The organism is Mesorhizobium sp. NZP2077, from assembly GCF_013170805.1.
Classification (GTDB): domain Bacteria; phylum Pseudomonadota; class Alphaproteobacteria; order Rhizobiales; family Rhizobiaceae; genus Mesorhizobium.
The window spans coordinates 3,440,594-3,463,408 of the sequence record NZ_CP051293.1; the positions used below are offsets into that span (position 1 = coordinate 3,440,594).

General features: G+C 63.0%; 24 protein-coding genes and 1 other RNA gene. 10 read left to right on the forward strand and 15 right to left on the reverse strand.

Annotated features, from left to right (window positions below):
- Window positions 1-82: 82 nt before the first annotated feature.
- Complete coding sequence (locus tag HGP13_RS17000; protein ID WP_246707414.1) at window positions 83-520, reverse strand: helix-turn-helix domain-containing protein; 438 nt, start codon at window positions 518-520, stop codon at window positions 83-85.
- Between the two features lie 149 nt (window positions 521-669).
- On the opposite strand from HGP13_RS17000, the gene HGP13_RS17005 reads away from it, so the two are divergent.
- Window positions 670-2,472: a chloride channel protein gene (locus tag HGP13_RS17005; RefSeq protein ID WP_172227472.1), complete on the forward strand. Its 1,803-nt coding sequence runs from the start codon at window positions 670-672 to the stop codon at window positions 2,470-2,472.
- On the opposite strand, the gene HGP13_RS17010 is transcribed toward HGP13_RS17005, so the two are convergent.
- The 4 genes from HGP13_RS17010 to HGP13_RS17025 form a co-directional block, all read right to left on the reverse strand.
- On the reverse strand, window positions 2,469-2,696 hold the full coding sequence (locus tag HGP13_RS17010; RefSeq protein ID WP_172227474.1) for a ribbon-helix-helix domain-containing protein: 228 nt from the start codon (window positions 2,694-2,696) through the stop codon (window positions 2,469-2,471). The two genes, HGP13_RS17005 and HGP13_RS17010, sit on opposite strands and share 4 nt — an antisense overlap.
- A 10-nt stretch (window positions 2,697-2,706) precedes the next feature.
- Window positions 2,707-2,901: a DUF4169 family protein gene (locus HGP13_RS17015; RefSeq protein WP_172227476.1), complete on the reverse strand. Its 195-nt coding sequence runs from the start codon at window positions 2,899-2,901 to the stop codon at window positions 2,707-2,709.
- A 17-nt stretch (window positions 2,902-2,918) separates the two neighbouring features.
- Complete coding sequence (locus HGP13_RS17020) at window positions 2,919-3,455, reverse strand: SspB family protein (RefSeq protein WP_095202208.1); 537 nt, start codon at window positions 3,453-3,455, stop codon at window positions 2,919-2,921.
- A 146-nt stretch (window positions 3,456-3,601) separates the two neighbouring features.
- Window positions 3,602-4,288: a TetR/AcrR family transcriptional regulator gene (locus HGP13_RS17025; protein ID WP_172227477.1), complete on the reverse strand. Its 687-nt coding sequence runs from the start codon at window positions 4,286-4,288 to the stop codon at window positions 3,602-3,604.
- Between the two features lie 184 nt (window positions 4,289-4,472).
- On the opposite strand from HGP13_RS17025, the gene HGP13_RS17030 reads away from it, so the two are divergent.
- On the forward strand, window positions 4,473-5,678 hold the full coding sequence (locus HGP13_RS17030) for a multidrug effflux MFS transporter (RefSeq protein WP_172227478.1): 1,206 nt from the start codon (window positions 4,473-4,475) through the stop codon (window positions 5,676-5,678).
- Window positions 5,679-5,846: 168 nt separating this feature from the next.
- Here HGP13_RS17030 and ssrA read toward each other — a convergent pair.
- Window positions 5,847-6,207, reverse strand: a transfer-messenger RNA (tmRNA) gene (gene ssrA / locus HGP13_RS17035).
- Window positions 6,208-6,374: 167 nt separating this feature from the next.
- Here ssrA and HGP13_RS17040 point away from each other — a divergent pair.
- Together HGP13_RS17040 and HGP13_RS17045 are read left to right on the forward strand one after the other, a co-directional pair.
- On the forward strand, window positions 6,375-6,686 hold the full coding sequence (locus HGP13_RS17040) for a DUF2853 family protein (RefSeq protein WP_172227479.1): 312 nt from the start codon (window positions 6,375-6,377) through the stop codon (window positions 6,684-6,686).
- 234 nt (window positions 6,687-6,920) lie between these two features.
- Window positions 6,921-7,715: a thymidylate synthase gene (locus tag HGP13_RS17045; RefSeq protein ID WP_172234751.1), complete on the forward strand. Its 795-nt coding sequence runs from the start codon at window positions 6,921-6,923 to the stop codon at window positions 7,713-7,715.
- Window positions 7,716-7,725: 10 nt separating this feature from the next.
- Here the strand turns inward: HGP13_RS17045 and HGP13_RS17050 are convergent, their stop codons facing one another.
- Window positions 7,726-7,932 (reverse strand): molybdopterin-binding protein, encoded by a 207-nt coding sequence (locus tag HGP13_RS17050; RefSeq protein WP_172227480.1) that lies wholly within the window; start codon window positions 7,930-7,932, stop codon window positions 7,726-7,728.
- Between the two features lie 171 nt (window positions 7,933-8,103).
- On the opposite strand from HGP13_RS17050, the gene modA reads away from it, so the two are divergent.
- The 4 genes from modA (at window position 8,104) to HGP13_RS17070 (ending at window position 11,149) form a co-directional block, all read left to right on the forward strand.
- On the forward strand, window positions 8,104-8,898 hold the full coding sequence (modA, locus tag HGP13_RS17055) for a molybdate ABC transporter substrate-binding protein (protein WP_172227481.1): 795 nt from the start codon (window positions 8,104-8,106) through the stop codon (window positions 8,896-8,898).
- 20 nt (window positions 8,899-8,918) lie between these two features.
- Complete coding sequence (gene modB, locus HGP13_RS17060) at window positions 8,919-9,623, forward strand: molybdate ABC transporter permease subunit (RefSeq protein WP_172227482.1); 705 nt, start codon at window positions 8,919-8,921, stop codon at window positions 9,621-9,623.
- Window positions 9,620-10,732, forward strand: a complete 1,113-nt coding sequence (modC, locus tag HGP13_RS17065; RefSeq protein WP_172227484.1) for a molybdenum ABC transporter ATP-binding protein — start codon at window positions 9,620-9,622, stop codon at window positions 10,730-10,732. The genes modB and modC overlap by 4 nt, the downstream gene beginning before the upstream one ends.
- Window positions 10,733-10,807: 75 nt before the next feature.
- Window positions 10,808-11,149 carry a winged helix-turn-helix domain-containing protein gene (locus HGP13_RS17070; RefSeq protein ID WP_172227486.1) on the forward strand — a complete coding sequence of 114 codons (342 nt, stop codon included), beginning with the start codon at window positions 10,808-10,810 and terminating at the stop codon, window positions 11,147-11,149.
- Window positions 11,150-11,202: 53 nt separating this feature from the next.
- Here HGP13_RS17070 and HGP13_RS17075 read toward each other — a convergent pair whose 3' ends face one another.
- The 8 genes from HGP13_RS17075 to cobF all read right to left on the reverse strand — a co-directional run bounded on the left by HGP13_RS17075 (window position 11,203) and on the right by cobF (window position 21,078).
- Window positions 11,203-12,156 carry a D-ribose ABC transporter substrate-binding protein gene (locus HGP13_RS17075; protein ID WP_172227488.1) on the reverse strand — a complete coding sequence of 318 codons (954 nt, stop codon included), beginning with the start codon at window positions 12,154-12,156 and terminating at the stop codon, window positions 11,203-11,205.
- A 32-nt stretch (window positions 12,157-12,188) separates the two neighbouring features.
- Window positions 12,189-13,358 carry an ABC transporter permease gene (locus HGP13_RS17080; RefSeq protein WP_172227490.1) on the reverse strand — a complete coding sequence of 390 codons (1,170 nt, stop codon included), beginning with the start codon at window positions 13,356-13,358 and terminating at the stop codon, window positions 12,189-12,191.
- On the reverse strand, window positions 13,321-14,901 hold the full coding sequence (locus HGP13_RS17085) for a sugar ABC transporter ATP-binding protein (protein WP_172227492.1): 1,581 nt from the start codon (window positions 14,899-14,901) through the stop codon (window positions 13,321-13,323). The genes HGP13_RS17080 and HGP13_RS17085 overlap by 38 nt, the downstream gene beginning before the upstream one ends.
- Window positions 14,898-15,557, reverse strand: coding sequence for a DUF2291 domain-containing protein (locus tag HGP13_RS17090; RefSeq protein ID WP_172227494.1), 660 nt, complete (start codon window positions 15,555-15,557; stop codon window positions 14,898-14,900). Before HGP13_RS17090 ends, HGP13_RS17085 begins: the two co-directional genes overlap by 4 nt.
- Before the next feature lie 322 nt (window positions 15,558-15,879).
- The gene (locus HGP13_RS17095; RefSeq protein WP_172227496.1) at window positions 15,880-17,634 is read right to left on the reverse strand and encodes a glycerol-3-phosphate dehydrogenase/oxidase; all 1,755 of its coding nucleotides are present in this window, start codon (window positions 17,632-17,634) and stop codon (window positions 15,880-15,882) included.
- Complete coding sequence (locus tag HGP13_RS17100) at window positions 17,631-18,407, reverse strand: DeoR/GlpR family DNA-binding transcription regulator (RefSeq protein ID WP_172227498.1); 777 nt, start codon at window positions 18,405-18,407, stop codon at window positions 17,631-17,633. The genes HGP13_RS17095 and HGP13_RS17100 overlap by 4 nt, the downstream gene beginning before the upstream one ends.
- A complete protein-coding gene (locus HGP13_RS17105) occupies window positions 18,404-19,939 on the reverse strand; it encodes an FGGY-family carbohydrate kinase (RefSeq protein ID WP_172227500.1) in 1,536 nt (511 codons plus the stop codon). Before HGP13_RS17105 ends, HGP13_RS17100 begins: the two co-directional genes overlap by 4 nt.
- 362 nt (window positions 19,940-20,301) lie before the next feature.
- Complete coding sequence (gene cobF / locus HGP13_RS17110; protein ID WP_172227502.1) at window positions 20,302-21,078, reverse strand: precorrin-6A synthase (deacetylating); 777 nt, start codon at window positions 21,076-21,078, stop codon at window positions 20,302-20,304.
- Between the two features lie 181 nt (window positions 21,079-21,259).
- On the opposite strand from cobF, the gene HGP13_RS17115 reads away from it, so the two are divergent.
- Together HGP13_RS17115 and HGP13_RS17120 are read left to right on the forward strand one after the other, a co-directional pair.
- A complete protein-coding gene (locus HGP13_RS17115) occupies window positions 21,260-22,276 on the forward strand; it encodes a DUF4424 domain-containing protein (protein ID WP_172227504.1) in 1,017 nt (338 codons plus the stop codon).
- Window positions 22,276-22,794 (forward strand): dihydrofolate reductase, encoded by a 519-nt coding sequence (locus tag HGP13_RS17120; protein ID WP_172227506.1) that lies wholly within the window; start codon window positions 22,276-22,278, stop codon window positions 22,792-22,794. The genes HGP13_RS17115 and HGP13_RS17120 overlap by 1 nt, the downstream gene beginning before the upstream one ends.
- Window positions 22,795-22,815 lie beyond the last annotated feature (21 nt).

Consider the following 22,815-nt stretch of genomic DNA (forward strand, 5'->3'; position numbering starts at 1 on the left):
TTTGCTGGCTTCTGATCGTTTGGACGTTGCGGAGAGGCCAAAGGATTCGGGCGCCGAAAAAACAAGCGCAGATGCCTGGGCGTCACTCGCGGCCCTGATCGAGCAAGCGCCTCAGCATCGGTTCTATGCGCGAGAGCTCGTCGAGATGCGTTGCCGACAGCTCGGCCAGACAATCGTCGGCGCGCTCGGTCAGCCGCAGTAGCACGCGGCGATGGTCGTCCTTGTCCTGATCCCGCACGACCAGTCCCGCCTCGCCGAGCCGGTTGACCAGTTCGACCGCGCTGTGGTGGCGGATGCGCAGGCGCTCCGCCAGGTCGCCGATCGCCACTGGTCCGCCGCCCGGGAAACCCTTGATCGCGAGCAGCGCCTGATGCTGGCGCGGTGTGAGGCCGGCGTCTTCCGCCTGGATCTGGCTGAATTCGAGAAAGCGGCGGATCAGGTAGCGGAACTCGGACAGCCGCTCGTAATCGGCCTGTTTGATGGCGGGGCGTGATTTCGGCGGCTGCGTCATTCCAGACATTTGTTCCATTCCGGCAAAAGGCTCAAACGGTTTTGATGCAAAACCAGCTTGAATTTGTATCGTGTTACGATACATAGCGAGCCGTCAAAGCCGCCGGCGTCTTTGCCGTGCCGCAAATCCGAGATCCGGCCGCCGCCAGAAAGCCAGCCATGAAGCCCCATCATTCAGAAAACGGCCATCTCAGGGATTTCACCACCGATGCGCGCGTGCTGACCATTGCCACGATAGCCGTGGTGGTCGCCACAGCGGCGCTGTTCGCCGGCATCGTGCTTTTGAAACTGATCCGGCTTGCCACCAACATCGCGTATTTCGGCCAGTTCTCGCTCGCCGATCTGAAGCTGCAGGATACGCCACTCGGTTATGCCGCGGTGGTGGTGCCGGTGATCGGCGCACTGATCATCGGGCTGATGGCTAGGTATGGCAGCGAGAAGATCCGCGGCCACGGCATTCCCGAAGCGATCGAGGCAATCCTGCTCGGGCGTTCAAAACTCGGCGCCAAGGTGGCGATCCTGAAGCCGCTGTCGTCGGCGATCTCGATCGGCTCCGGCGGGCCGTTCGGCGCCGAAGGGCCGATCATCATGACCGGCGGCGCGATAGGCTCGCTGATCGCACAGATGCTGCCGGTCAGCGACAACGAACGCAAGACGCTGCTGGTGGCGGGTGCTGCGGCCGGCATGACCACCGTCTTTGGCACGCCGATCGCCGCCATCATGCTGGCGGTGGAGCTACTTCTGTTCGAATGGACGCCGCGCTCCTTCATTCCCGTGGCGGTTGCCGCGATCATTGCCGAGGTCGAGCGCACCGTACTGCATCTGCCCGGGCCGATCTTCCCGTTTCAGGGCGGCATGGCGGTGTCGTTCGTCGGGCTTGGCGGCTGGGTTCTGGTCGGTATCTGCGCCGGCCTGCTGTCGGGGCTGCTCACCCAGATGGTCTATGCCTGCGAGGACGCCTTCCAGAAATTGCCCATCCACTGGATGTGGTGGCCGATGATCGGCGGCCTGGTGGTCGGCATCGGTGGACTGATCGAGCCGCGGGCGCTCGGCGTCGGCTATGACAACATCGCCGACATGCTGGACGGTCGCACGCTTGCCACTGCGGCGCTGATGCTACTGGTGGTCAAGGCCATCATCTGGTCGGTGGCGCTCGGTTCGGGGACTTCCGGCGGCGTGTTGGCGCCGCTGCTGATCATGGGTGGAGCGATGGGCGCGTTGCTCGGCGGATTCCTGCCGACAGCGGATCCCGGTTTCTGGGCACTGCTGGCCATGTCGGCGACCATGGGCGGCACGATGCGGGCGCCGCTGACGGCGACGTTCTTCGCCGTGGAACTGACCGGAAGCACGCATGTGCTCGTGCCGCTGATCGCAGCTTGCGCCACGGCGCATGCGGTGACCGTGCTTTTGATGAAGCGCTCGATCTTGACAGAAAAGGTTGCCAGGCGAGGGCATCACCTGGTGCGCGAATATCGCGTCGATCCGTTCGCGCTGACGAGGGTGCGCGAGGTGATGACGTCGCAGGTCGAGAGCGTGCCGGCGACGATGACGCTGCACGGCGCGGCGGCCTTCCTGACCGCGCCGGAAACCCGGCACCCGAGCTTTCCGGTGCTCGACGAGAACAGGCAGGTGCTCGGCCTCATCGATCCGCCGGCGATCCTGCGCTGGCGCCGCGCCGGCAAGCACAGGACGACGACGCTCGGCGAACTGCTTGCCGGAAGCAAGGTGACGCTCGCCTTTCCCGACGAATATCTCGAAGGCCTCTCCGACAAATTGCTGACGGCCAATGTCTCGCATCTGCCGGTCGTCACCCGCGAAAACCTGCAACTGGTCGGCTATGTCGGCTGGAAGGATCTGATGCGCGTGCGGTCGCGGAAGCAAGCCGAGGAGCGCGACCGCTCGACCTTGCTTGGCTTCGGCGCCAGGCGTGGGAAAAAGACGGATGCGGTCGAGGGCGTCTAATCTAGGCGTTCGGCCCGCTTCGCCCACTCCAGCACATGCAGCCGCAGCGCCGAGGACAGGTTGGTGTCGCGGGGCCGCGTCTCGTCGACTTCGGCCACGAGGGCGGCGAGCGTCAGCTTTCTCGCCGCCGCGATTGCGATGAGGTCGTCGTAGAAGGGCTTTTCGAGGGAATAGCTGGTGCGATGGCCGCGAATGGTCACCGAGCGCTTTTCGACGGCGCTCACGGCCGGAGACTCACTGCTCGTCCTTGCCGGACGGGTCGAGGCGATGGCCGGCGACAAATGTCTCAGCTTTGTCGGCGATCAGGCGGTCGCGATGCTTTTCCGCCTTGGAGCGGCCGTGCAGGGCCCGGTTCTGCTCAGCGACGCGCAGCTTCTCGTCCCGCGCCTTCTGCTTGCGGGCCTGGCGGAGGTTGACGATGTCGGCCACGGCGCGGACCGCCGAACCTATTTCTTGCGGAAGGCGTCGAGCGAAACCACTTCGGCGCCCTTGGTGCCGGCTTCGGCCGCGGCGGGCTTTTTCTCCGCTTCGGCGGCGGCCTTCTTCTCGGCCTTCGGCTTCTTCTCGGAGACGATGGTCAGCGGCTCGGGCGCCGGCTGGGCCGGTTCCTCCTCGGGCTGAGCGTCGGTCTTGACGTCGAACTCAAGCTCGAAATTGACCGAAGGATCATAGAAGCCGCGCACGGCCGAGAACGGGATTTCCAGTTTCTCCGGCACGTCGGAGAAGGAAAGGCCAACCTCGAAGCCGGTGTCGGTCACCTTGAGGTCCCAATACTGGAACTGGATGACGATGGTCATCTGCTCGGGATAGCGTTCGCGCAGCCGCGACGACACGCGCACGCCCGGCGCGCCGGTCAGGAAGGTGATGAAGAAGTGATGGTTGCCGGGGAGGCCGGTGCGTGCGACCTCGGCCAGGACCTTGCGCATGACGCCGCGCAACGCCTCCTGGGCCAGAATGTCGTAGCGGATGTGGTCGTCGGCCATGTGGTGGTCGGGTTCCGTTGAATCGTCCGCATAGCTGTAATCAAGCTTGAGCGCGGCGTAAACCTGATATAGCCCACCGCCGCGTCGAAGCGAGGACTATTGCCACCGATTTGATCGGCAAGGCGGCTTGGCGGCAAGCGCAAATGTTATGCGTTAGCCAGCGCAGTGTGTTTTTTGACGCTGGGGGAAGGGCGCTTGCCGAAGGCGCGCAGGAAAGTGCGCACGCCGTTCGTTGCCGATTGCATCACCTCGTCCTCGCGCGGCGTGCCGCCGAGCATGAAGGTGGTCTGCAGTTCGGCATTGACCAGGCCGAGAAACTGACGCGCCGCGACGTCGGGGTCGTCGATGGTGAGGTGGCCGCCATAGGCGAGCCGGGCGAAGCGGGCGGCGATTGCCGGCCATGTCCTGCCGGGACCTTGTTCGCGCCATTCGGCGAACAATTCGGGATAGCGCTCGCCCTCCGTCTGGATCAACTTGCGCAGGAATTTTCCGTCGCGGTTGCAGATGCAGTTCTGGTTCAGGCGCACGGCAAAGCCGATCAGATCGGCTTCGAGATCGCTTGGCTGGTCGGGGAAGGTGGCAATGGTGGCGAAAATGCCGGTGTTGCAGCGCTCGGTGAGGTCGCGCACCACGGCCATGAAGAGCTTTTCCTTGTCGCCATGGTGGTTGTAGACGGTCTGGCGCGAAACACCGGCCTCCGCCGCGATCAGGTCGATATTGGCGCCGGCGAAACCCTCCCGGCAGAAAACGCCGGCCGCGGCGTCGACGATCGACAGGCGCTTGGCCTCATGGCCGCGTGGCGGGAAAATGTCAGGAGAAAAGCCCGTTCTCATGAAATCTATATAGAGGTGATTGACGATTTGGACAAGAGTGTCTAAATTTGTGGACATACGATAAAGGGGTTTCGCACCCGGGAGACGGATTTGCTCCTGGAGTGTCGGAAGCTCGCGGGATGGAACGTCCTAGGGTTAGACGTCGCCTGGCGGCGGCAACCAGATTTCGAAAGAAGCCACTATCATGAGTCCAAAATTCCTCCGCATCGCGGTCGTGCTCGGTCTGTTGTCCGCCATCGGCCCGTTCGCGATCGACATGTACCTTCCCGCTCTGCCGTCGATCGGCGCGGACCTGCACGCAGGCACGGCCGCCGTGCAGATGAGCCTGCTGATCTTCTTCCTGTCGATGGGTTTCGGCCAGATCGTCGTCGGGCCGATCTCCGACATGGTCGGCCGCAAGCTGCCGCTCTATGGCGGCCTTGCGCTGTTCATGGTCGGCGGCATCGGTTCGGCAATGGCGCCGACCATCGAGTGGCTGATCGCCTTCCGCTTCGTGCAGGGCCTTGGCGCCAGTGCTGGCATGGCTGTGCCGCGCGCCATCGTGCGCGACCTGCACACCGGCAATGAGGCGGCCAAGCTGATGTCGCTCCTGATGCTGGTGTTTTCGGTGTCGCCGATCCTGGCGCCGCTGACCGGCAGCCAGATCATCGAGAATTTCGGCTGGCGCGCCGTGTTCTGGACGGTGACCGGTGCGGCAGCCCTTGCCACCATCCTGCTTGCGACCTCGCTCAAGGAGACGCGGCCGGCGGAAGAACGCGTCGGTTCCTCCTTCGGCACCGCGCTTGCCGGCTACCGCTTGTTGATGGGTGACCGCAATTTCCTCGGCCTGGTGGCGATCGCCGGCTTCGGCATTGCGAGCTTCTTCGTCTACCTGTCGAGCTCGTCCTTCATCCTGATCGATCATTACGGGCTGTCGCCTTCGGTCTACAGCGTGTTCTTCTCGATCAACGCGGTGGCCTTCATCGGCATGTCGCAGATGACCGGGCTGCTGGCCGAGCGCTTCGGGCTGCGCCGCGTGGTGCGCGTCGCGGTGACCGGCTATGCCTCGACGATGGTCGTGCTGTTGGCGATCATGGCGACGGGCGTCGACCGGCTTGACGTGATGGCGGCGTTGCTGTTCGTCGGCTATGGCTTCCTCGGCCTGGTCATCCCGACCACCTCGGTGCTGGCCATGGAAGAGCATGGCGAGATCGCCGGGACGGCGTCGGCGCTGATGGGCACGCTGCACTTCGCCATCGGCGCGCTCGCTATGGGCGTTGCCGGCGTGTTCTTCGATGGCACGCCGTTGCCGATGGTTGCCGGCATCACGCTCTGCGCGGTGATTTCCTTTACGCTGGCCAAGGTCACGCTGGGCCGCTCGCGCGAATCGGTCGAGGCGCCGGCCGAATAGGCACGACGAAACACACAGAAGTAGGCCGGGTTCGTCCCGGCCTTTGTCATCTCAATCCTGCCTCGGCCAGCACGAAGCGCAGCCGCGCCTCGATGAGCCAAGGAGACCATGCGTAGTCTGGTCAGCGGCAACCTGCTGTTGCGCATGATGCAGATTGAAGGGGGGAGAAGTGGAGGTTTCTGTTGCCAGGTACCTCCGAACCCCGCCTAGAAGTGCGAACCCCTAGGACTTGATTTGAAGCTTTCGCACTGCATTAAGCAGCGAGACGTGCTTCCGCATAGTTGTCGTTTGCAACTACAGGTTTAGCCCGATGACGGTGGTACCATGCCGGGCAAAAGTACGATCTTTACACCTTCGTCGATCCTATTTCGCCCCCAGCAAAAACCGCTCTGTCGTCAACAGCGGCTTTTGGTGGAGGCGCCGGGTACCGCCCCCGGGTCCGAACGGCTTATTACATCGCCCATTTATCGCCATAGTCGGTCGAGCCGACGAAACGAATATAGGGGGCCGGCGTGAGAAATGAAAGGCCGCAATGGTGCTTTGTCCCTGTGTCAAATGCGACGCCGAGGGTTGACTTGGGCGCGGTCTCAACTCAAGCTTTGCCAGCGGTGAGGAGTTACCGACCTATCGCATAGATTGCGAAGCGCGCCACAGCCCTCATCGATCGGATCCGTGGCGCCGACGAGGGGAATTTTGATGGCCGACTATCTTGCAGACGTGAAGAAATACGACGCGGGCGCCAGCGCCGACGTGGTCGAAAAGATCGTCAAGCATCTGGGCATTGCGCTCAGGAACCGCGATTCCTCGCTGGTGTCCTGCACCGACCCGAAGGAGCTTGAGCGCGTCAAGGAGAGCTGGGTGGCCAAGAAGCTCGGCGTCGGCGACGGGGCGAAAGCCGACGCGGCGATCGAAAAGACCTGCAAGGCGATGCACGCGGATCACAGCAAGGGCCGCGTGACCTTCTATTATCTGGTGGCCAAGGATCTGGGCAAGCTCGGTTCCCTCTGAGACCTTTTGATAATTCTACTCTGACGGCCGACTAAGGCGGGTTTCTGCGCTTCCGGTGCTCACGTACTTTAAGTACGCTCCGCTCCGGTTCTCGAAAATCACCCTATTCGACTCGCCAGAGCGAATTCTGAAAAGGCCCCCACTCTCCATGTCGGTGGGGAAGACTTCCGACAGGTGTGGCGTCAGCGCGCACATGCGCTATGATTGGTGAAATCTCGAATCGAGCCGGAACCGATGCGCCAGTATCTCGACCTCTTGCAGCATGTGCTGGACAACGGCGCCGATCGCGGCGACCGCACCGGCACCGGCACGCGCTCCGTCTTCGGCTACCAGATGCGTTTCGATCTGGCGCGCGGCTTTCCGGTCACCACCACCAAGAAGCTGCATCTGAAGTCGATCATCCATGAACTCCTGTGGTTCCTCGCCGGCGACACCAACATTAAGTACCTCACCGACCATGGCGTTACGATCTGGGACGAGTGGGCCGACGAGAATGGCGACCTCGGCCCAGTCTATGGCAAGCAATGGCGTTCCTGGCCGGATGGGCATGGCGGCTCGATCGACCAGATCGCGAATCTTCTCAAAGAGATACGCCGCAATCCTCAATCGAGGCGGCTGATCGTTTCAGCCTGGAATCCGGCCGAGGTGGAAGCCATGGCGCTGCCGCCTTGCCACTGCCTGTTCCAGTTCTACGTCTCCGAGGGCCGGCTGTCCTGCCAGCTCTACCAGCGTTCGGCCGACATCTTCCTCGGCGTGCCGTTCAACATCGCGTCCTATGCGCTGCTGACGCTGATGGTGGCGCAGGTGACCGGGCTGAAGCCGGGCGATTTCATCCACACGCTTGGCGACGCGCATCTCTACTCAAACCATTTTGAACAGGCGCGCGAACAATTGCGTCGCACCCCAAGGGCACTGCCGACGATGTGGATCAATCCGGAGGTGAAGAACCTGTTTGCCTTCCGCTTCGAGGACTTCCGGCTGGAAAACTACGTCGCCGATGCGAGCATCAAGGCGCCGATCGCGGTCTGAGCAGCAAACTTCAGTCGATGCCGACCATCACGTCCGAAGCCTTGATCACGGCATAGGCTTGCTTGCCCTTTTCAAGCTTGAGATCAGCGACGGCCTCGTTGGTGATCGAGGCGGTGACGACGACGCCACCAATGTCGATCCTGACATGCGAGGTGGTGGCTCCCTTGACGATTTCGACGATCGTGCCTTTCAGGATGTTGCGGGCGCTGATCTTCATTGGACGTCTCCCTTTATCTTTCGCTGTAGCCAGCCTGGTTCATCGTAGGCCGCGATGACATCCAGACACAACGCTCGCGTCGGGCAAAAAGTCTTTCCTTGTTATGTTCATACGGATATATCGGTCGGCAGGCTTCGAGCCGGTCGGATTTCAAACCCAGGGAGAATTTTCGTGACGCGCAAAGGTTTTGGATTGAGGGCGATCGCCCTTGGCGGTTTTGCGGCGGCGTTGATGGCGGCGGTGCCGGCAGCACATGCGGAAGACAAGGTCGTGGTGTTTGCAGCGGCCAGCCTCAAGGGCGCGCTCGATGCGGTGAACAAGGCCTGCGAGGCCGATGTCGGCGAGGCCGCGACCGTCTCCTATGCCGCGAGTTCCGCACTGGCCAAGCAGATCGAGGGCGGGGCGCCGGCCGACGTCTTCATCTCGGCCGACCTCGACTGGATGAAATATCTCTCCGACAAGAAGCTGACCAAGCCCGACACCGAGGTGAAACTGCTCGGCAACGAGATCGTGCTGGTGGCGCCGAAGGATTCGACGGTTGAAACCAAGATCGAAAAGGGTTTTGACCTCGCCAAGCTGGTCGGCGATGGCAAGCTCGCCATGGGTGACTTCAAGGCGGTGCCGGCCGGCAAGTACGGCAAGGCGGCACTGGAATCGCTCGGCGTCTGGTCCTCGGTCGAGGGCAAGGTGGCGCAGGCCGAAAACGTGCGCGCGGCGCTCAAGCTGGTTTCAACAGGTGAGGCCGCTGTCGGCATCGTCTATGCCACCGACGCGCACGCCGAAAAGGGCGTCAAGGTGGTCGGCACCTTCCCGGAAGATTCGCACCCGCCGATCATCTATCCGGTTGCCCAGACCGCCGATTCAAAGGACAAGGATACGACTGCCTTCCTGAAATGCCTGCAGTCCGCCAAGGCCGGCGCGCTCTTCAAGGACCAGGGTTTCACCGTGCTCACGCCGAGCAACTGAAAAGGGCCTGATATCGCAATATGACCTGGCTGCTGGACCTCACTCCCGACGAATGGAATGCGGTCCAGCTGTCGATCAAGGTGGCGACGGTGGCGATGCTTTTCAGCCTGCCACCCGGCATCCTGATCGCGCTGCTGCTTGCGCGCGGAAAATTCTGGGGCAAGACGCTGCTCAACGGCGTGGTGCACCTGCCGCTGATCCTGCCGCCTGTGGTGACCGGTTATTTGCTGCTGCTGACCTTCGGCAAACGCGGCCCGGCCGGCGCCTTCCTGGCCGAGCATTTCGGCATTGTCTTCTCGTTCCGCTGGACCGGTGCAGCACTTGCCTGCGGCATCATGGGTTTTCCGCTGATGGTGCGGGCGATCCGGCTGTCGATCGAAGCGGTCGACCGCAAAATGGAGGCGGCGGCGGGCACGCTCGGCGCCAATCCTCTGTGGGTGTTTGGCACCATCACGCTGCCGCTGATCCTGCCGGGGCTGATCGCCGGCGCCATCCTGGCCTTCGCCAAGGCGATGGGCGAATTCGGCGCGACGATAACCTTCGTCTCCAACATCCCCAACGAGACGCAGACACTGCCGTCGGCGATCTACACTTTTACGCAGGTGCCGGGCGGCGATGAGGGCGCGTTGCGGCTGACGCTGATCTCGATCGTTGTCTCGATGGCCGCACTGGTTGCCTCGGAAGTGCTGGCGCGGCGGGTCGGCCGGCGGATGGACATTGAATGAGCGTCCTCGTCGACATCAGCCATCGGCTCGGCGATTTCGCCATCGAGGCGCGCTTCGAGAGCGCCGGAAGGCTGACGGCGCTGTTCGGGTCGTCTGGTTCGGGCAAGACGACGCTCATCAACATGATTGCCGGTCTGATCCGGCCCGACAAGGGCCGCATCGAGGTCGACGGCCGCGTGCTGGTCGACACAAGCGCCGGCATTTTCGTGCCCAAGCACAAACGCCGTATCGGCATGGTGTTCCAGGATGCGCGCCTGTTTCCGCATATGAGCGTGGCCAGCAATCTGCGCTATGGCCGCTGGTTCACGCCAGCGGCGGAGCGCTACGCAGAGATGGATTCGGTTGTCGAGCTGCTCGGCATCGGCCCGCTGCTCGGGCGGCGGCCGGCAAAGCTGTCTGGCGGCGAAAAGCAGCGCGTGGCAATCGGCCGGGCGCTGCTGGCCAGCCCGAAACTGCTGCTGATGGACGAGCCATTGGCGTCGCTGGACGAGGCGCGCAAGGCCGAGATCCTGCCCTATATCGAGCGGCTGCGCGACGAGACGAAGATCCCGATCGTCTATGTCAGCCATTCGGTCGCCGAGGTGGCGCGGCTGGCCAGCGACGTGGTGATGCTGGCGCAAGGTAAGGTCGTCGCCGGCGGTCCGACCGAGGCCGTCATGCAAAGGCTCGACCTGTTGCCGGCCGAAGAGCGCGGCGAGGGCGGGGCGGTGCTCGACACCAAGGTGCTGCGTCATGACGAGGAGTTCGGCATGACCGTGCTCGGCTCGGCCGCCGGCGAGATCCGCGTACCGCGCCTTGCAATAGAGACCGGTGCTCGCGTGCGTGTCCGCATCCGGGCGCGCGATGTGATGATCGCCACGGAGAAACCGACAGGCCTCAGCGCGCTCAACATCCTGCCAGGCACGATCGTCGCGATCAGCCCGGGCCAGGGGCCGGCGGTCGAGGTCGGCATCGACTGCAATGGCGCAACCGTGTTGGCCCGCATCACCGAACAGTCGCGACAGGGGCTGAAGCTGCGGCTCGGCGGCAAGGTTTTCGCGGTGGTCAAGACAGTGAGCTTCGACCGGGCGAACACCGGCGCCGGTTTGCCCATTGAGGCGGATGGATGAAGGTCGCTATATCGTTTTGGAATATCGCGCAAGAAGCTTTAACATGGAGGCGGACATGACTGCGGAGAAGCAAAAATGCCGTCTCTGAGCTTGCGGATAAATCTCGATCCAGACGGGCGGATCGGTCCGGGCAAGATCGAGCTTCTGGAGCACATCGCCACCTTCGGTTCCATCTCAGCCGCCGCGCGCGGCATGGAGATGTCCTACAAGCATGCCTGGGACCTGGTCGAAGACATGAACCGGGTGTTCGGCAAGCCGCTGGTCGCGGCGCAGACCGGAGGCCGCAAGGGCGGCGGCGCGCAATTGACGGCCATCGGCCTGGCGGTGGTCAGCCGTTTCCGCGCCATCGAGCGGGCGGCGGCAGCTGCTGCGGCGGCGCATATGGATGCGCTGCAGGCAGAGATCGACGCGGGCTGAGTGATTTGCGGGAATGGGAGAGGGGCGACCAGAAGGTCACCCCTCGTTCGGCATCATTCCGAGAGCGTGAACGGAGCCGTGTACTTTCCGACATTGTCCTTGGTGATCAGGAGGCAGTCGAACAGCTGCTTCTCGGTCGCGGCGCCGGTGTTGCCGGTCTTGATGAAGGAGTCCGCCTGCTGCACGGCTTTCGCCGAGTAGACGGCCACCGGCTGAAGCACCGTGTATTGCAGGTCGCCGGCCTTGATGGCGGCGACGGCATCTGGAGAACCGTCAAAGCCGCCGACCTTGATGCTCGACAGTTTTCCGGCTTCTTTCAGCGCCGCAATCGCGCCGAGTGCCATTTCGTCATTGCCGCTGGTCACGCCGATGATGTCGGGATGAGCCTGGAGCAGGCTCTGCATCTTGTCATGGCCTTGTGTGCGGTCCCAGTTGGCGACTTCCGAGCCGACCTTCTTGAGGTCAGGATACTGGCTGATCACTGTCTCGTAGCCGTTCGACCGTGTCGCGGCGTTGTTGTCGGAGGGGGCGCCGAGCAGTTCGACATAATTGCCCTTCTCGCCGATGGCCGTCACCCATTGCTGGCCGCCAAGTGCTGCGCCCTGCGCGTTGTTCGAGACAAGCTGCGCCTTGGCGAGGCCCTCCTGGTTGATCTCGGCATTGACGAGGAAGACAGGGATGTTGGCGGCGATTGCCTTCTTCACCGCGCCGATCGAGCCACTGGCATCGGCCGGGTCAAGGATGATGGCCACGGACTTGTTGGTGATCGCCGTGTCGATCAGCTTGCTCTCGGTGTTTGTGTCGGCCTTGGAGGCCCCGACGGTCGCTGTGTAGCCGAGCTTCTCGGCTTCGGCCTTGGCGACATTGCCTTCGGTGAGCCAGTAGGGGTTGGCGGGATCGATGACGATGATCGAGATCAGGCCGCCGGCCGACGCCGTGCTTGTCGCGACGATCGGTGCGGCCAGGGCGAAGGCCGAAAGCATCAGAATTCTGGCACTGCGATACATAGAGTTCCTCCTTTGGTTAGCAATCGCGCCGGTCAACCGGCAGTCTTCTCGAGGGCGGGATCGGCCGTTGTGGCCCTGTCCTTTTGTGGAGAAGTCGGGGGGCCGCCGGCCGGGCTCGGAAGCTTGACGCGGCGGCGATACTGGATGGCGTTGAGCAGCACCGCCAACACGATGACCGCGCCGGTGAACACTGTTTGCCAATATGCGGAGACACCGATGATCACCAGACCATCGGACAGGAAGCCGATGACGAAGGCACCGACCAGCGTGCCGCGGATGTTGCCCCGGCCACCGGTGAGCGCCGCGCCGCCGATGACGACTGCGGCAATTGCGGTCAGCTCGTATGAGGTGCCGGCGGTCGGACCCGCCGAGGTCAGCTCGGATGAGAGGATGAGACCGGCCACCGCGGCACAGATGCCCGAGAGCATATAGACCGAGACCTGCACCTGCTTGACCGGCACGCCGGAGAGTTCGGCGGCGCGCTCGTTGCCGCCGGAAGCATAGAGCCAGCGGCCGAAGGCGGTGCGGTTGAGGATGATGCTGCCGATGATGGCGATCACCGCCATGACCAGCACGCCGATCGGGATATCGAGCAGGCGGTTGAAGCCCAGCCATTCGAAGCCGGTGTTGCCGAGCTCCGGCTTGCCGCCCAGATCGTTGTAGGTCAGGCCGTTGGTCATCAGCAGGGCGGCGCCGCGTACGACGTAGAGCATGCCAAGCGTGGCGACGAAGGCAGGCACCTTCAGCCAGGCGATGAGGACGCCGTTGACCAGGCCGACCAGCGCGCCGAGCACGCATACCAGCACGGCGACGACCCAGACCGGCGGGTAGAGGATGACGCCGAATGAGGTCAGCTGCACGCCCTGCATCAGGAAGCCGGCGATCACGCCGGAGAAGCCCAGCGTCGAGCCGACCGACAGGTCGATGCCGCCATTGAGGATGACCAGCAGCATGCCGACCGCCAGGATGCCGAAGATGGCGACATGCGAGGCCATGGTCAGGAAATTGCCGACCGAGAAGTAATAGGGAGACAGAAGCGAGAAGACGATGATGATCGCGATCAGCGCTAAGAACGCGCGACCCTCCAGCAAAAGCTTGGCTAGGCTGAAGCCGTCGGTCGAAACCCTTGGCGAAACCCTTGGACGGGAGCGGCTGCGATCGGGGCTAGCGTCGGTCACGGTGGTGGCTCCTGTGTTCCTCATGGTCGGAGACCACGGCTTCGCCTGAGGCGGCCATGATCTCCTCCTTCGTGGCATCGGCACCGAACTCGGCCGAGATCCTGCCGCGATGCATGACGATGATCCGGTGTGCGATGCTCAGGCATTCGGCGACTTCCGAGGTCGAGAAGACGACGGCGAGCCCCCGGGCCGCCCGTTCGCTGAGCAGCCGGAACACTTCCGCCTTGGCGCCGATGTCGATGCCGCGGCTCGGCTCGTCCAGCAGCATGACTTTGGGATTGGTAGTCAGCATTTTGCCGATGACGACCTTTTGCTGGTTGCCGCCGGATAGCGAGCCGATGGGCGCGCTGCCGCCCGCGGTCTTGACGTGTACGTCGCGGATGGAGGCTTCGACCAGCGACCGCTCCTGCGATCGCGACAGCAGCATTCCCCTGACGAAAGAGCCGATGCTGGCGAGCGACAGGTTGGCGCCGACAGACATCGTCTGCACCAGGCCGTCTCGCTGGCGGTCCTCGGGAACCAGGACGAGCCCCCGCGCGATGCGCTCGGCGATGCCGAGGCGAGAGATGTCGTTGCCTTCGAGCAAGATGCGTCCGCCCGATGGCTGCAGGCGCCCGGCGATGCATTCCAGCAGTTCGGTGCGTCCGGCGCCCATCAGCCCGTAGATGCAAACGATCTCGCCACTGCGCACATCGAGCGACAGCCTGTCGACCACAGAACGTTCCGAACTCGAGGTATCGGCGACGCTGACGTCCTCGACAGACAAGGCGACCGCGCCGAAGGCGTATCCGGTGGGCCGCGAGCCGAGGTCGAAGTTCTCGCCCACCATGTTGCGGACGATCCATTCGAGGTTGATGTGCCTGGCGTTGGCCGTCGCGGTGATCGCGCCGTCCCTCAGCACCACGGCGTAGTCGGTGATCTGCAACGCCTCCTCGAGGTGGTGCGAGATGTAGACGATCGAGACGCCGCGGGCCGTCAGGTCGCGGATCACCCTGAACAGCACCTCCACCTCGGTGGCGCTCAGCGCCGAAGTGGGCTCATCCATGATCAAGATACGCGAATCGACCGAAAGTGCGCGCGCGATCTCGACGATCTGCTGCTGCCCCAGGCGCAGATCCTGGACCTGCGTCAGCGGATCGATGTCTTCCTCGAGTTCGGCCATCAGCAGCCTGGTCTGGCGGGCCTCCTCGGCGAAATCGACGCCGGTCGCACCGCGTATTTCCCGGCCCATGAAGATGTTGTCGCGCACGCTCAGATTGGGCGCGAGGCTGAGTTCCTGATGGATGATCGAGATGCCGCGGTCGCGGGCGTCGGAGGCCGAGGAGAAGGTGACGGACTGGCCGTCGAGCTCGATGCTTCCCGATGTCGGCGTCGTCACGCCGGACAGGATCTTCATCAATGTCGACTTGCCAGCACCGTTCTCGCCAAACAGCGTCGTGACCTTGCCGCGGTGGATGTCGAAATTGACCCCTTTCAGGGCATGCGTGCCGCCATAGGTCTTTACGATGTGGCGGGCCGCGAGCACGGTGTCGCCCGGCGCGGGCTCGAATTCGGGCGCTGCATTCATTGGACGCTCAGCTTCACCGGCGCGACCAGCCAGCCTTTGGGATTGATCAGCTTGAATACGCCGACGACCGAGATGGTCTTTCCGGTGATCTGGGTGTTGTCGATCGCCGATAGCACCTGCTTTTTCATCTCGTTGTTCAGGGCGGAGCCAGCGTTCTGATATTCGATCTGGTTGGTGAACTGGCCGAAGGTGATCGCGCCGGTGGCGTCGCGCAGATCGGTGCCGTTGATAGCCGGGCCGGTCTGGACCCGAACGACCAGATTGTCGGGGACGTCAGCGACCTTGACGGTGAAGATGCCCGACTTTCCCTCTCCAACGACGCCGGTGAACTTGACCGAGAATTCGGTGCCGACATTGGCCGGCACGCCATATTGCTTTTCCGCGGCCGCCTTGTCCTTGGCGATCGCCGCCGCCAGCGTGGGAGCATCGACGGCCCGCTGTTCCACGGCCGATTGCACGTTCGGAAATTCAGCCTTGCCGAACGCTTCCGGCGAAAACACCGCCTTGCGGGTGTCTTCGGCCGAGCCGATCGTGACGATCTTGGTGTCGAGGATCATCGCGCCCAGCAGCAACAGGATCGCGACGGCGACGATCACCCAGCGGACGCCTGGCGATCCTCGCCGGTTCATCGTGGTGGTTGCTGGCTGCGAACTCATGCTGTGACGACCTGTGTAGTGGCGGCGATCAGGGTTGGCATTTCGTTTCGTCGGCGCGAAGCACCGCATAAGCCGCTGTGCGGTCGGTCCGCCTGCATCAACCCCTCCCGCAGCATGCTCCTCCAGCGCAATCGACCATACATCGATGTGAAATTACCGTCAATAACTGTGATACTTTGCCGATAATGTAACATTCATATGACCGTGCGGCTGGCATTCGTTGAGTAATGCGACTGATTTTGTTGAATTTTTCCAAATCAACAATATCTCACAAGCGCTGTGATACGCTCGCTTTCAAGCCGGCAAGGAAGCTGTGCCGCGCTCAAGCCAGTTTGGCGCGATCGCTTGCGATTGGCGGGTGGAATTCCGCTTGCAGCCCCATCAAATTGGTGCCGTTGAGCTGTGTGACAACCGCATCGATTTCCTCGCCGGTTCTTTGCGGGTTCCAGCCGAGCGCCCGGCCGGCAACGATGGCGACCTGCTGCAAGTCGCCTGTCGTCAGGGAACCGCTGATGGCCAGGGTGGTGCGCCGCATGACGATATCGGCCAGATGTTCGACGAATTCGTTGCGAGCGATGTAGTCGATCTCCGACACGCTGTAGTCGCTCGAGTCCGGCAGGCGGTCCTCATTGCTCGATGCGCTCTGATGGCGGGCTATCCGCGACGCCTTGGTGCCATAGCGCGACAGCAGCAGGTCGAGGCGGGTCTCGTCGATGCCTGAAGCCGATGCGGTGTTGACCAGCCAGCTTGACCGCGCCGCTGTGTCGGTCGGAAAATCCCTGCCGCCGCCGATCGGCATCGAGCGTGTCGTCACCTTGCGGGCGCGGCCGAGACGATCAAGCACGGTCTCGGCGACTTCCTCGGCAAAACCGCGAAAGGTCGTCCATTTGCCGCCGATCAGCGAGATGATCGGGAATGGGCGCGATGGCTCGGGCTCCGCCACCGGCGCCGAATGGTCGCGGCTGATCAGGCCGGGAATTGCGGCGTCGGATGCGGGCAGGGGCCTGATGCCGCTATAGGCATAGACGATCTGCTCGCGTTCGAAACGCATGCCCGGCAACAGCGTGCGCACGCTCTCCAGCAGATAGTCGATTTCCGCCGGCTCGCAGCGGACCGTATCCGGATTGTCGGCCGCAAGATCCGTCGAGCCGACGAGCGCCTTGCCGAGATAGTCGTAGACAAGGCAGATGCGGCCATCATCGGCTTCGAAATACAGCATGCGCCCGGCCAAGCTTTGCACCAGCGCGTCGTGCTTCAGCAGGATGTGCGAACCCTTGGTGCCGCCGATCATCTTCGACGGGGCGCCGAGTGCTGCGTTGACTTGGTCGATCCATGGGCCGGCGGCGTTGACGACCAGCTTCGGCCGCAGCGAGAACGCGCCGCCGCCATTCTCCCGCCGGAAGGCCAGCACGCCGTTCGCGGAAGACACCAGCGCGGTGTAGTTGGCCGCGCTGGAGTTGGGATTGGCCTCCAGCCCATCGGCGATCAACTCGAGCACCAGCCGTTCGGGATGTGTGATCTTGGCGTCGTAATAGGTGCCGGTGGCGACGATCGAACCGGTCAGCGCCGGCATGTCGCGGAGCGCCTGACGGCGCCCGACGAGCCGGTGGCGCGGCATCACCCGGTGCCGCGAGCCGTAGAAATCATAGATCATCAGGCCGATCTTGATGAGGATCGCGCCACGGCTGCGCGGTGCGCTGGTCGAGCCCAGCAGTGTGCGCAGCGCCGCCCACATGCCCTTGCCCCAGGAGAAGATCGGGATAACTGTGGGCAGCGGTGAGACATAGTGCGGTGCGTTTTTCAGCAGCAGGTTGCGCTCCAGCGTCGACTGCGCCACCAGCCCGAATTCGCCGGTCTCCAGATATTTCAGCCCGCCATGGATCAGGCGGGACGGTGCCGCACTGGTGCCGGAGCCGAAATCCGCCTTGTCGACGATGCAGCAGCTGACGCCCTGCGCGCAGAGGTCGCGAAACAGGCCGGCTCCGTTGATGCCGGCGCCGAAGATGACGACGTCGACATCGCCGGGGAGGGCGGTCATTTGCTCGGAGCCGTGATGGCTTTCGGCTGTCGGTGTCATGGCCTCGCCGTGTTGACGACGCGCAGCTGAACCCCGGCCTGCTCCAGCGTTTGCGCATGCTTGTCGCTGATGCCGTCGGTGACCAGGACCGCCTCGAAGCTGATCAGGTCGTCGAGCACGTGCAGGGCCACTTTGTCGAACTTGGAATGGTCGACCAGAAGGATGCGCTTGATCGCCGCCGCCATCATCGCCTGCTTGACCCGCACCACATGCTGATCCTGGATGAAGGCCGTGGTGCCGCTGATCGCGGATGCCGAGCAAATCAAGAGATTGGCGCGCAGCCGCGAGATCGCGTTCTCACAGACGATGCCGATATAGGCGTTGTAGGTGCGATGGTACTGGCCGCCGAGGCAGATGAAGTCGATGTCGTCGACATTGGTCAGTAAGGATGCCGTCGACACACTGTTGGTGATGACGGTCAGTGGCGTGACCTCGAGCAGCAGCGGCGCAACGGCATTGGCCGTGGTCGAATCATCCAGGATGATCGCCTGGCCCGGCTCCACATAATCCATGGCGGCGCGAGCCAGCGCGTCTTTTTCCGCTCGCCCAACCGTTACCCGGTAGCGGAAAGCGCTTTCGTAGAGGCCGGATGGCTGCACGGTGACGGCGCCATGCAGCTTGCGCAGCACGCCTTGATGCGCCAGCTGATCGATGTGGCGATGGATCGTCATGCGCGACACGCCGAAATGCTCGACCAGATCGTCGATGCGCACCTGGCCAAGCTTTATCACGTATTCGGCGATTTCTTCGCGCCGTTCGTCGGCCTTGATCATGCTGTGCCCCCCATTTCTTGCCCTGCAAGGCTTTCGATTTCCACCCATTTCGGCCTGAGCTGCTCGGCAACGCGGCTAAAGATGGCATAGCGCTCGTCAAAGACGGCGCTGCCTTCCGGGTCCGGGCGGTATTCGCGGTTCACCGTGCAGGTGGCGCGCGCCCCTTGTTGCGGCGAGGCAAACAGGCCGACTGCCGCACCAGCGCACAGGGCGGCGCCATAGGCGGCCGCCTCGTCGGTCGACGTGACAATGACCGGCACGTTGAGCACGTCGGCAAACATCTGCGCGAAGGCCGGATTGCGCGAGCCGCCTCCGGTCAGCCGCACCTCGCGGACGGCAAAGCCGTCGCGCAGGGCTTCGACATGGGTGCGGTGGTTGAAGGCGATGCCTTCCAGCACCGCTTTCAGCATGTCGCCGCGGCCATGCCAGCCGCGCAAGCCGACGAAGCTGGCGCTGGCGGCATTGCCGTAGGGCGAGCCGAACAGATAGGGATGGAAGAGCAGCGTCGAAGGCTTCTTCAGCGCCGCGTCGATTTCGGCCGCCAGCATCTCGTGGATCGAGCCGCCCGTTCTTTTCATCTCATCCTGCTCGGCGCGGCAGAGCGTGTCGAGGAACCAGTCATAATTCGCCGTCGAGGCCGGCGAGATCGACATGTTGTTCCAGCGCCCCGGGTCGATGGCGTTGCGGCAGAACCAGCGCGGGTCGGTACGCGGCTCGGTGGAGACCACTTCGTTGATCGAGTAGGTGCCGGCGACGATGCTGACCACGCCGTCCTCGTGGCCGCCGATGCCAAGCGCCGAGGCGGTGACGTCATGCAGGCCGCAGGCAACCGGGGTGCCTTCCGCAAGCCCGGTCAGTGCTGCCGCTTCGGCGGTGGTGTAGCCGACAATGTCGGCCGAATGCGCAACCGGGGGCAAAGCCGCAAACAGCCCGTCCAAGCCAAAGATGCGCATCGCCTCCGGCGCGTAGGCTTGCGTGTGTACATCGGTGAATGAGGTGCTCGCCTCGGTCAGGTCGGTGCCAACAGTGCCCGTCAGGCAAAAGCGCAGCCAGTCCTTGCAGCCGACGATGTGGCCGATCTGGCCGAAACGTTCTGGGTCGTGCCTTTTCAGCCAGGCCAGGATCGCCGATGGCGCCGATGCGTGCGGAACCTGTCCGGTCTGGGCGAGAGCCTCGGCAAAAACCGAACCTTTTGCCCATTCGTCGACGATCTCGCCCGCGCGGCTGTCGAGCGACAAGATGCCGGGGCCGAGCGGCCGGCGGTCCCTGTCGACCAGATACAGCCCGTCACCATGCGCGGTTGCCGCAACGGCCTTAATGTCGAGAGCCGGCCGGCCGCTCAGCGCGATGGCATCCCTGATCGCCTCGGCGGTCGCCTGCCAGAGGCGCAGCATGTCGCGTTCGACCCAGCGGGGATGCGGCATCGATTGCGGCACGCGGCGCCTGGCCACCGCTAATTGCGAGCCATCGGCATCGAAGATCACTGCCTTCGTCACCGTCAGGCCGTTGTCGATCCCAAGCAGGCTGGACATGATGATCCCGTTCAGCGTGAGCCGGTACGCGTTGCGAATTGGTCCCGAAAAAGGGTGGCGCTGAACATCATGGAAATCATCCTCGCCGGGATTCGCCGTTGCCGATTGCGGTCGCCGGTGAAAACAGCGGCGGGATTCGAACCGGTCAAGTGATCATACAATTCTGTGAATTTAACGTCAATATCTGTGATATACGCCAGGTGAATGGGGTTCCACGAGGCGGAACTTGATCATCAAATTAACATAAAACGCTGTTTTTTCTAGCGCTTGCGAGCAGTCAATCCGTCTCGTCGCACTTGTTACCCATGCGAGGTCGACAACTGGCTTGCCACCTGCCGGCCCCGGTGGCTGCAGGGCACTGGCTAGATATCCTCAGGCTCGCCGGGCTTGCGCAGCAGATAGGTGTCCATGATCCAGCCCTTCTTTCGGCGGGCTTCTTCACGGGTTCTCTCAATCTCCGCGCCAACATCGCCGAGGCGGCCCGAGATAAGAATTTCGTCCGGTGTGCCGAGATAGGCGCCCCAATGGATGGTGACATCCTGGTCGGCCAGCGTGTTGAAGGCGCATTTGCCGTCCAGCATGACGACTGTGCTGCCGACATTGTTGGCCAGGCCCTCTTCGGTCAGCCTGCGGCCAGTGGTGACCAGGATGGAATCGCCGATGCGGTTCAGTGCCGTTTTGTGGCTGGCGGCAAGCGCCTGGATGGCTGATATGCCGGGGATGACCTCCAGCTCGAAGGCGACATTGTCTCGCACGCGCACCCGCTCGAGAATACGCAGCGCGCTGTCGTAGAGCGAGGGGTCACCCCAGATCAGGAAGGCGCCGCAGCCATTGTCGGCAATCTCGTCGCGGATCAGGCTCTCGTAGATGGCGGCGATGGTTTCGTGCCAGTCGTCGACGGTCGAACGGTAGGACGGCGCCGGCTCGGCGCGCACCGGCACGTCGAATTCGACGCGGCGTGATTTCGGGTTGGTGACGAAGCGGTCGCAGATTTCACGCCGCAATTCGGCAAGGTCGTTCTTCTTGGCGCCCTTGTCGGGGATGAACAACACGTCGGCACGGTTCAGGCCTGATATGGCCTGAACCGTCAAGTGGTCGGGATTGCCGGCGCCGATGCCGATGACGAGAAGCTTGCGCATGGGGCGAACTCCTGCCCGATCGGAACCTGTTAGTCCAGACCGCTGGCGTGTCCAGACCGCTTGCGTGTCCAGACCGCTGGCGTGTCCAGACCCTGTGGCACGCCAGTGCAAACGGAAGGGCTTTGAAACGCCACATTGAAACGGCTAGGGTCGTCCAGGCATTCCAGCCGAGGGGGCTTCGATGTTGCGATATGTTCTGACTGTGGCGTTGGCGCTTTCGGCCGCGCCGGCACTGGCCAATGACTCGACTGCCGAACTCGGCACGGGCGGCCTCATTCTGTCGCGTAACGATGCCGTGGCGATGCAGAGTGAGGATCTCTTCATTTCGCCCGAAAAAGTTACGGTCGACTACGTCTTCCACAACAACACCGACAAGGATGTCAGCGCGATCGTCGCCTTCCCGATGCCCGACATTTCGGGCGATCCGGAAGAAATGCCGGCGATCCCTGAAAACCAGAGCGACAATTTTTTGGGTTTCGAGGTGACGATCGACGGTGTGCCGGCAAAGCCGCAGCTTGAGCAGAAGGTGTTCGCGCTCGGCATCGACATCAGCGCCGACCTCAAGGCGCAGAATGTGCCGTTCAACCCGTTCGGCGACGCGGCCAAGGCGGCGCTGGCGAAGCTGCCAAAGGCGGTGGCCGACGACTGGGTCAACCGCGGCATCATCATCGAAGACACCGCCGATGACGGCAGCGGCATGAAATCCACCTACGCGCCATGGTGGCAATTGCGCTCGACCTATTGGTGGCGCTCGACCTTTCCGGCCAACAAGGACGTCCATGTTTCGCACCGCTACAAGCCGAGTGTCGGCGGCACGTCCTCGGTCAGCTTCTTCTATGACGGCCAGTTCCAGGGGCAGTATGCCACATACAAGACCCGCTACTGCATGGACGACACATTCGAGAACGCGGTGCGCAAGGCGGCGAAGGACAATCCCGACGGCTATCCGAAATTCTACGAAAACCGCATCGCCTATATACTGACCACCGGCGGCAACTGGGCCGCGGGAACCATCGGCAAGTTCAAGCTGACCATCGACAAGGGCAATCCCAAAGCCATGGTCTCGTTCTGCGGCGACAATGTCAAAAAGGTCGGGCCGACGAGTTTCGAGATGACCGCGAAAGATTTCTATCCCGAGCATGATATCGACATCCTGCTGCTCGAACCGTCAGACAGCAATGGCGGGGATGCGAACTGATGCATGTCGCTATCTATGTCGCCATCGCCGATAACGGTGTGATCGGGCGGGATGGCGGGTTGCCCTGGCGGCTCTCCACTGACCTCAAGCGTTTCAAGGCCGACACGATGGGCAAGCCCATCATCATGGGCCGCAAGACCTATGAAGGGATTGGCCGCCCACTGCCGGGCCGGCTGAATCTCGTCGTCACCCGCGACAAGGCCTGGCGCGCCGAGGGCGTCGAGGTGGCGCATACGCTGGAGGCCGCGATCCAACTGGCAACGGTGCGCGGACGCTGCATGGCTGGCGTGGACGAGGTCTGCGTCATCGGCGGTGGCGAAATCTATGCGCAGGCGCTGCCGCTGGCCGACCGGCTGCACGTTACCCATGTGCTTGCCGCCGTCGATGGCGATGCGCATTTCCCGCCGATCGACCCTCAGACATGGCGTATCGTCAGTTCGCAGGAGGTGCCGGCTGGGGAAAAGGACAGCCACGCAACGCGCTATTCGGTTTACGAGCGCCGCCGCGAGATACATTGAAAGACAAAAAAGGTATTGAAA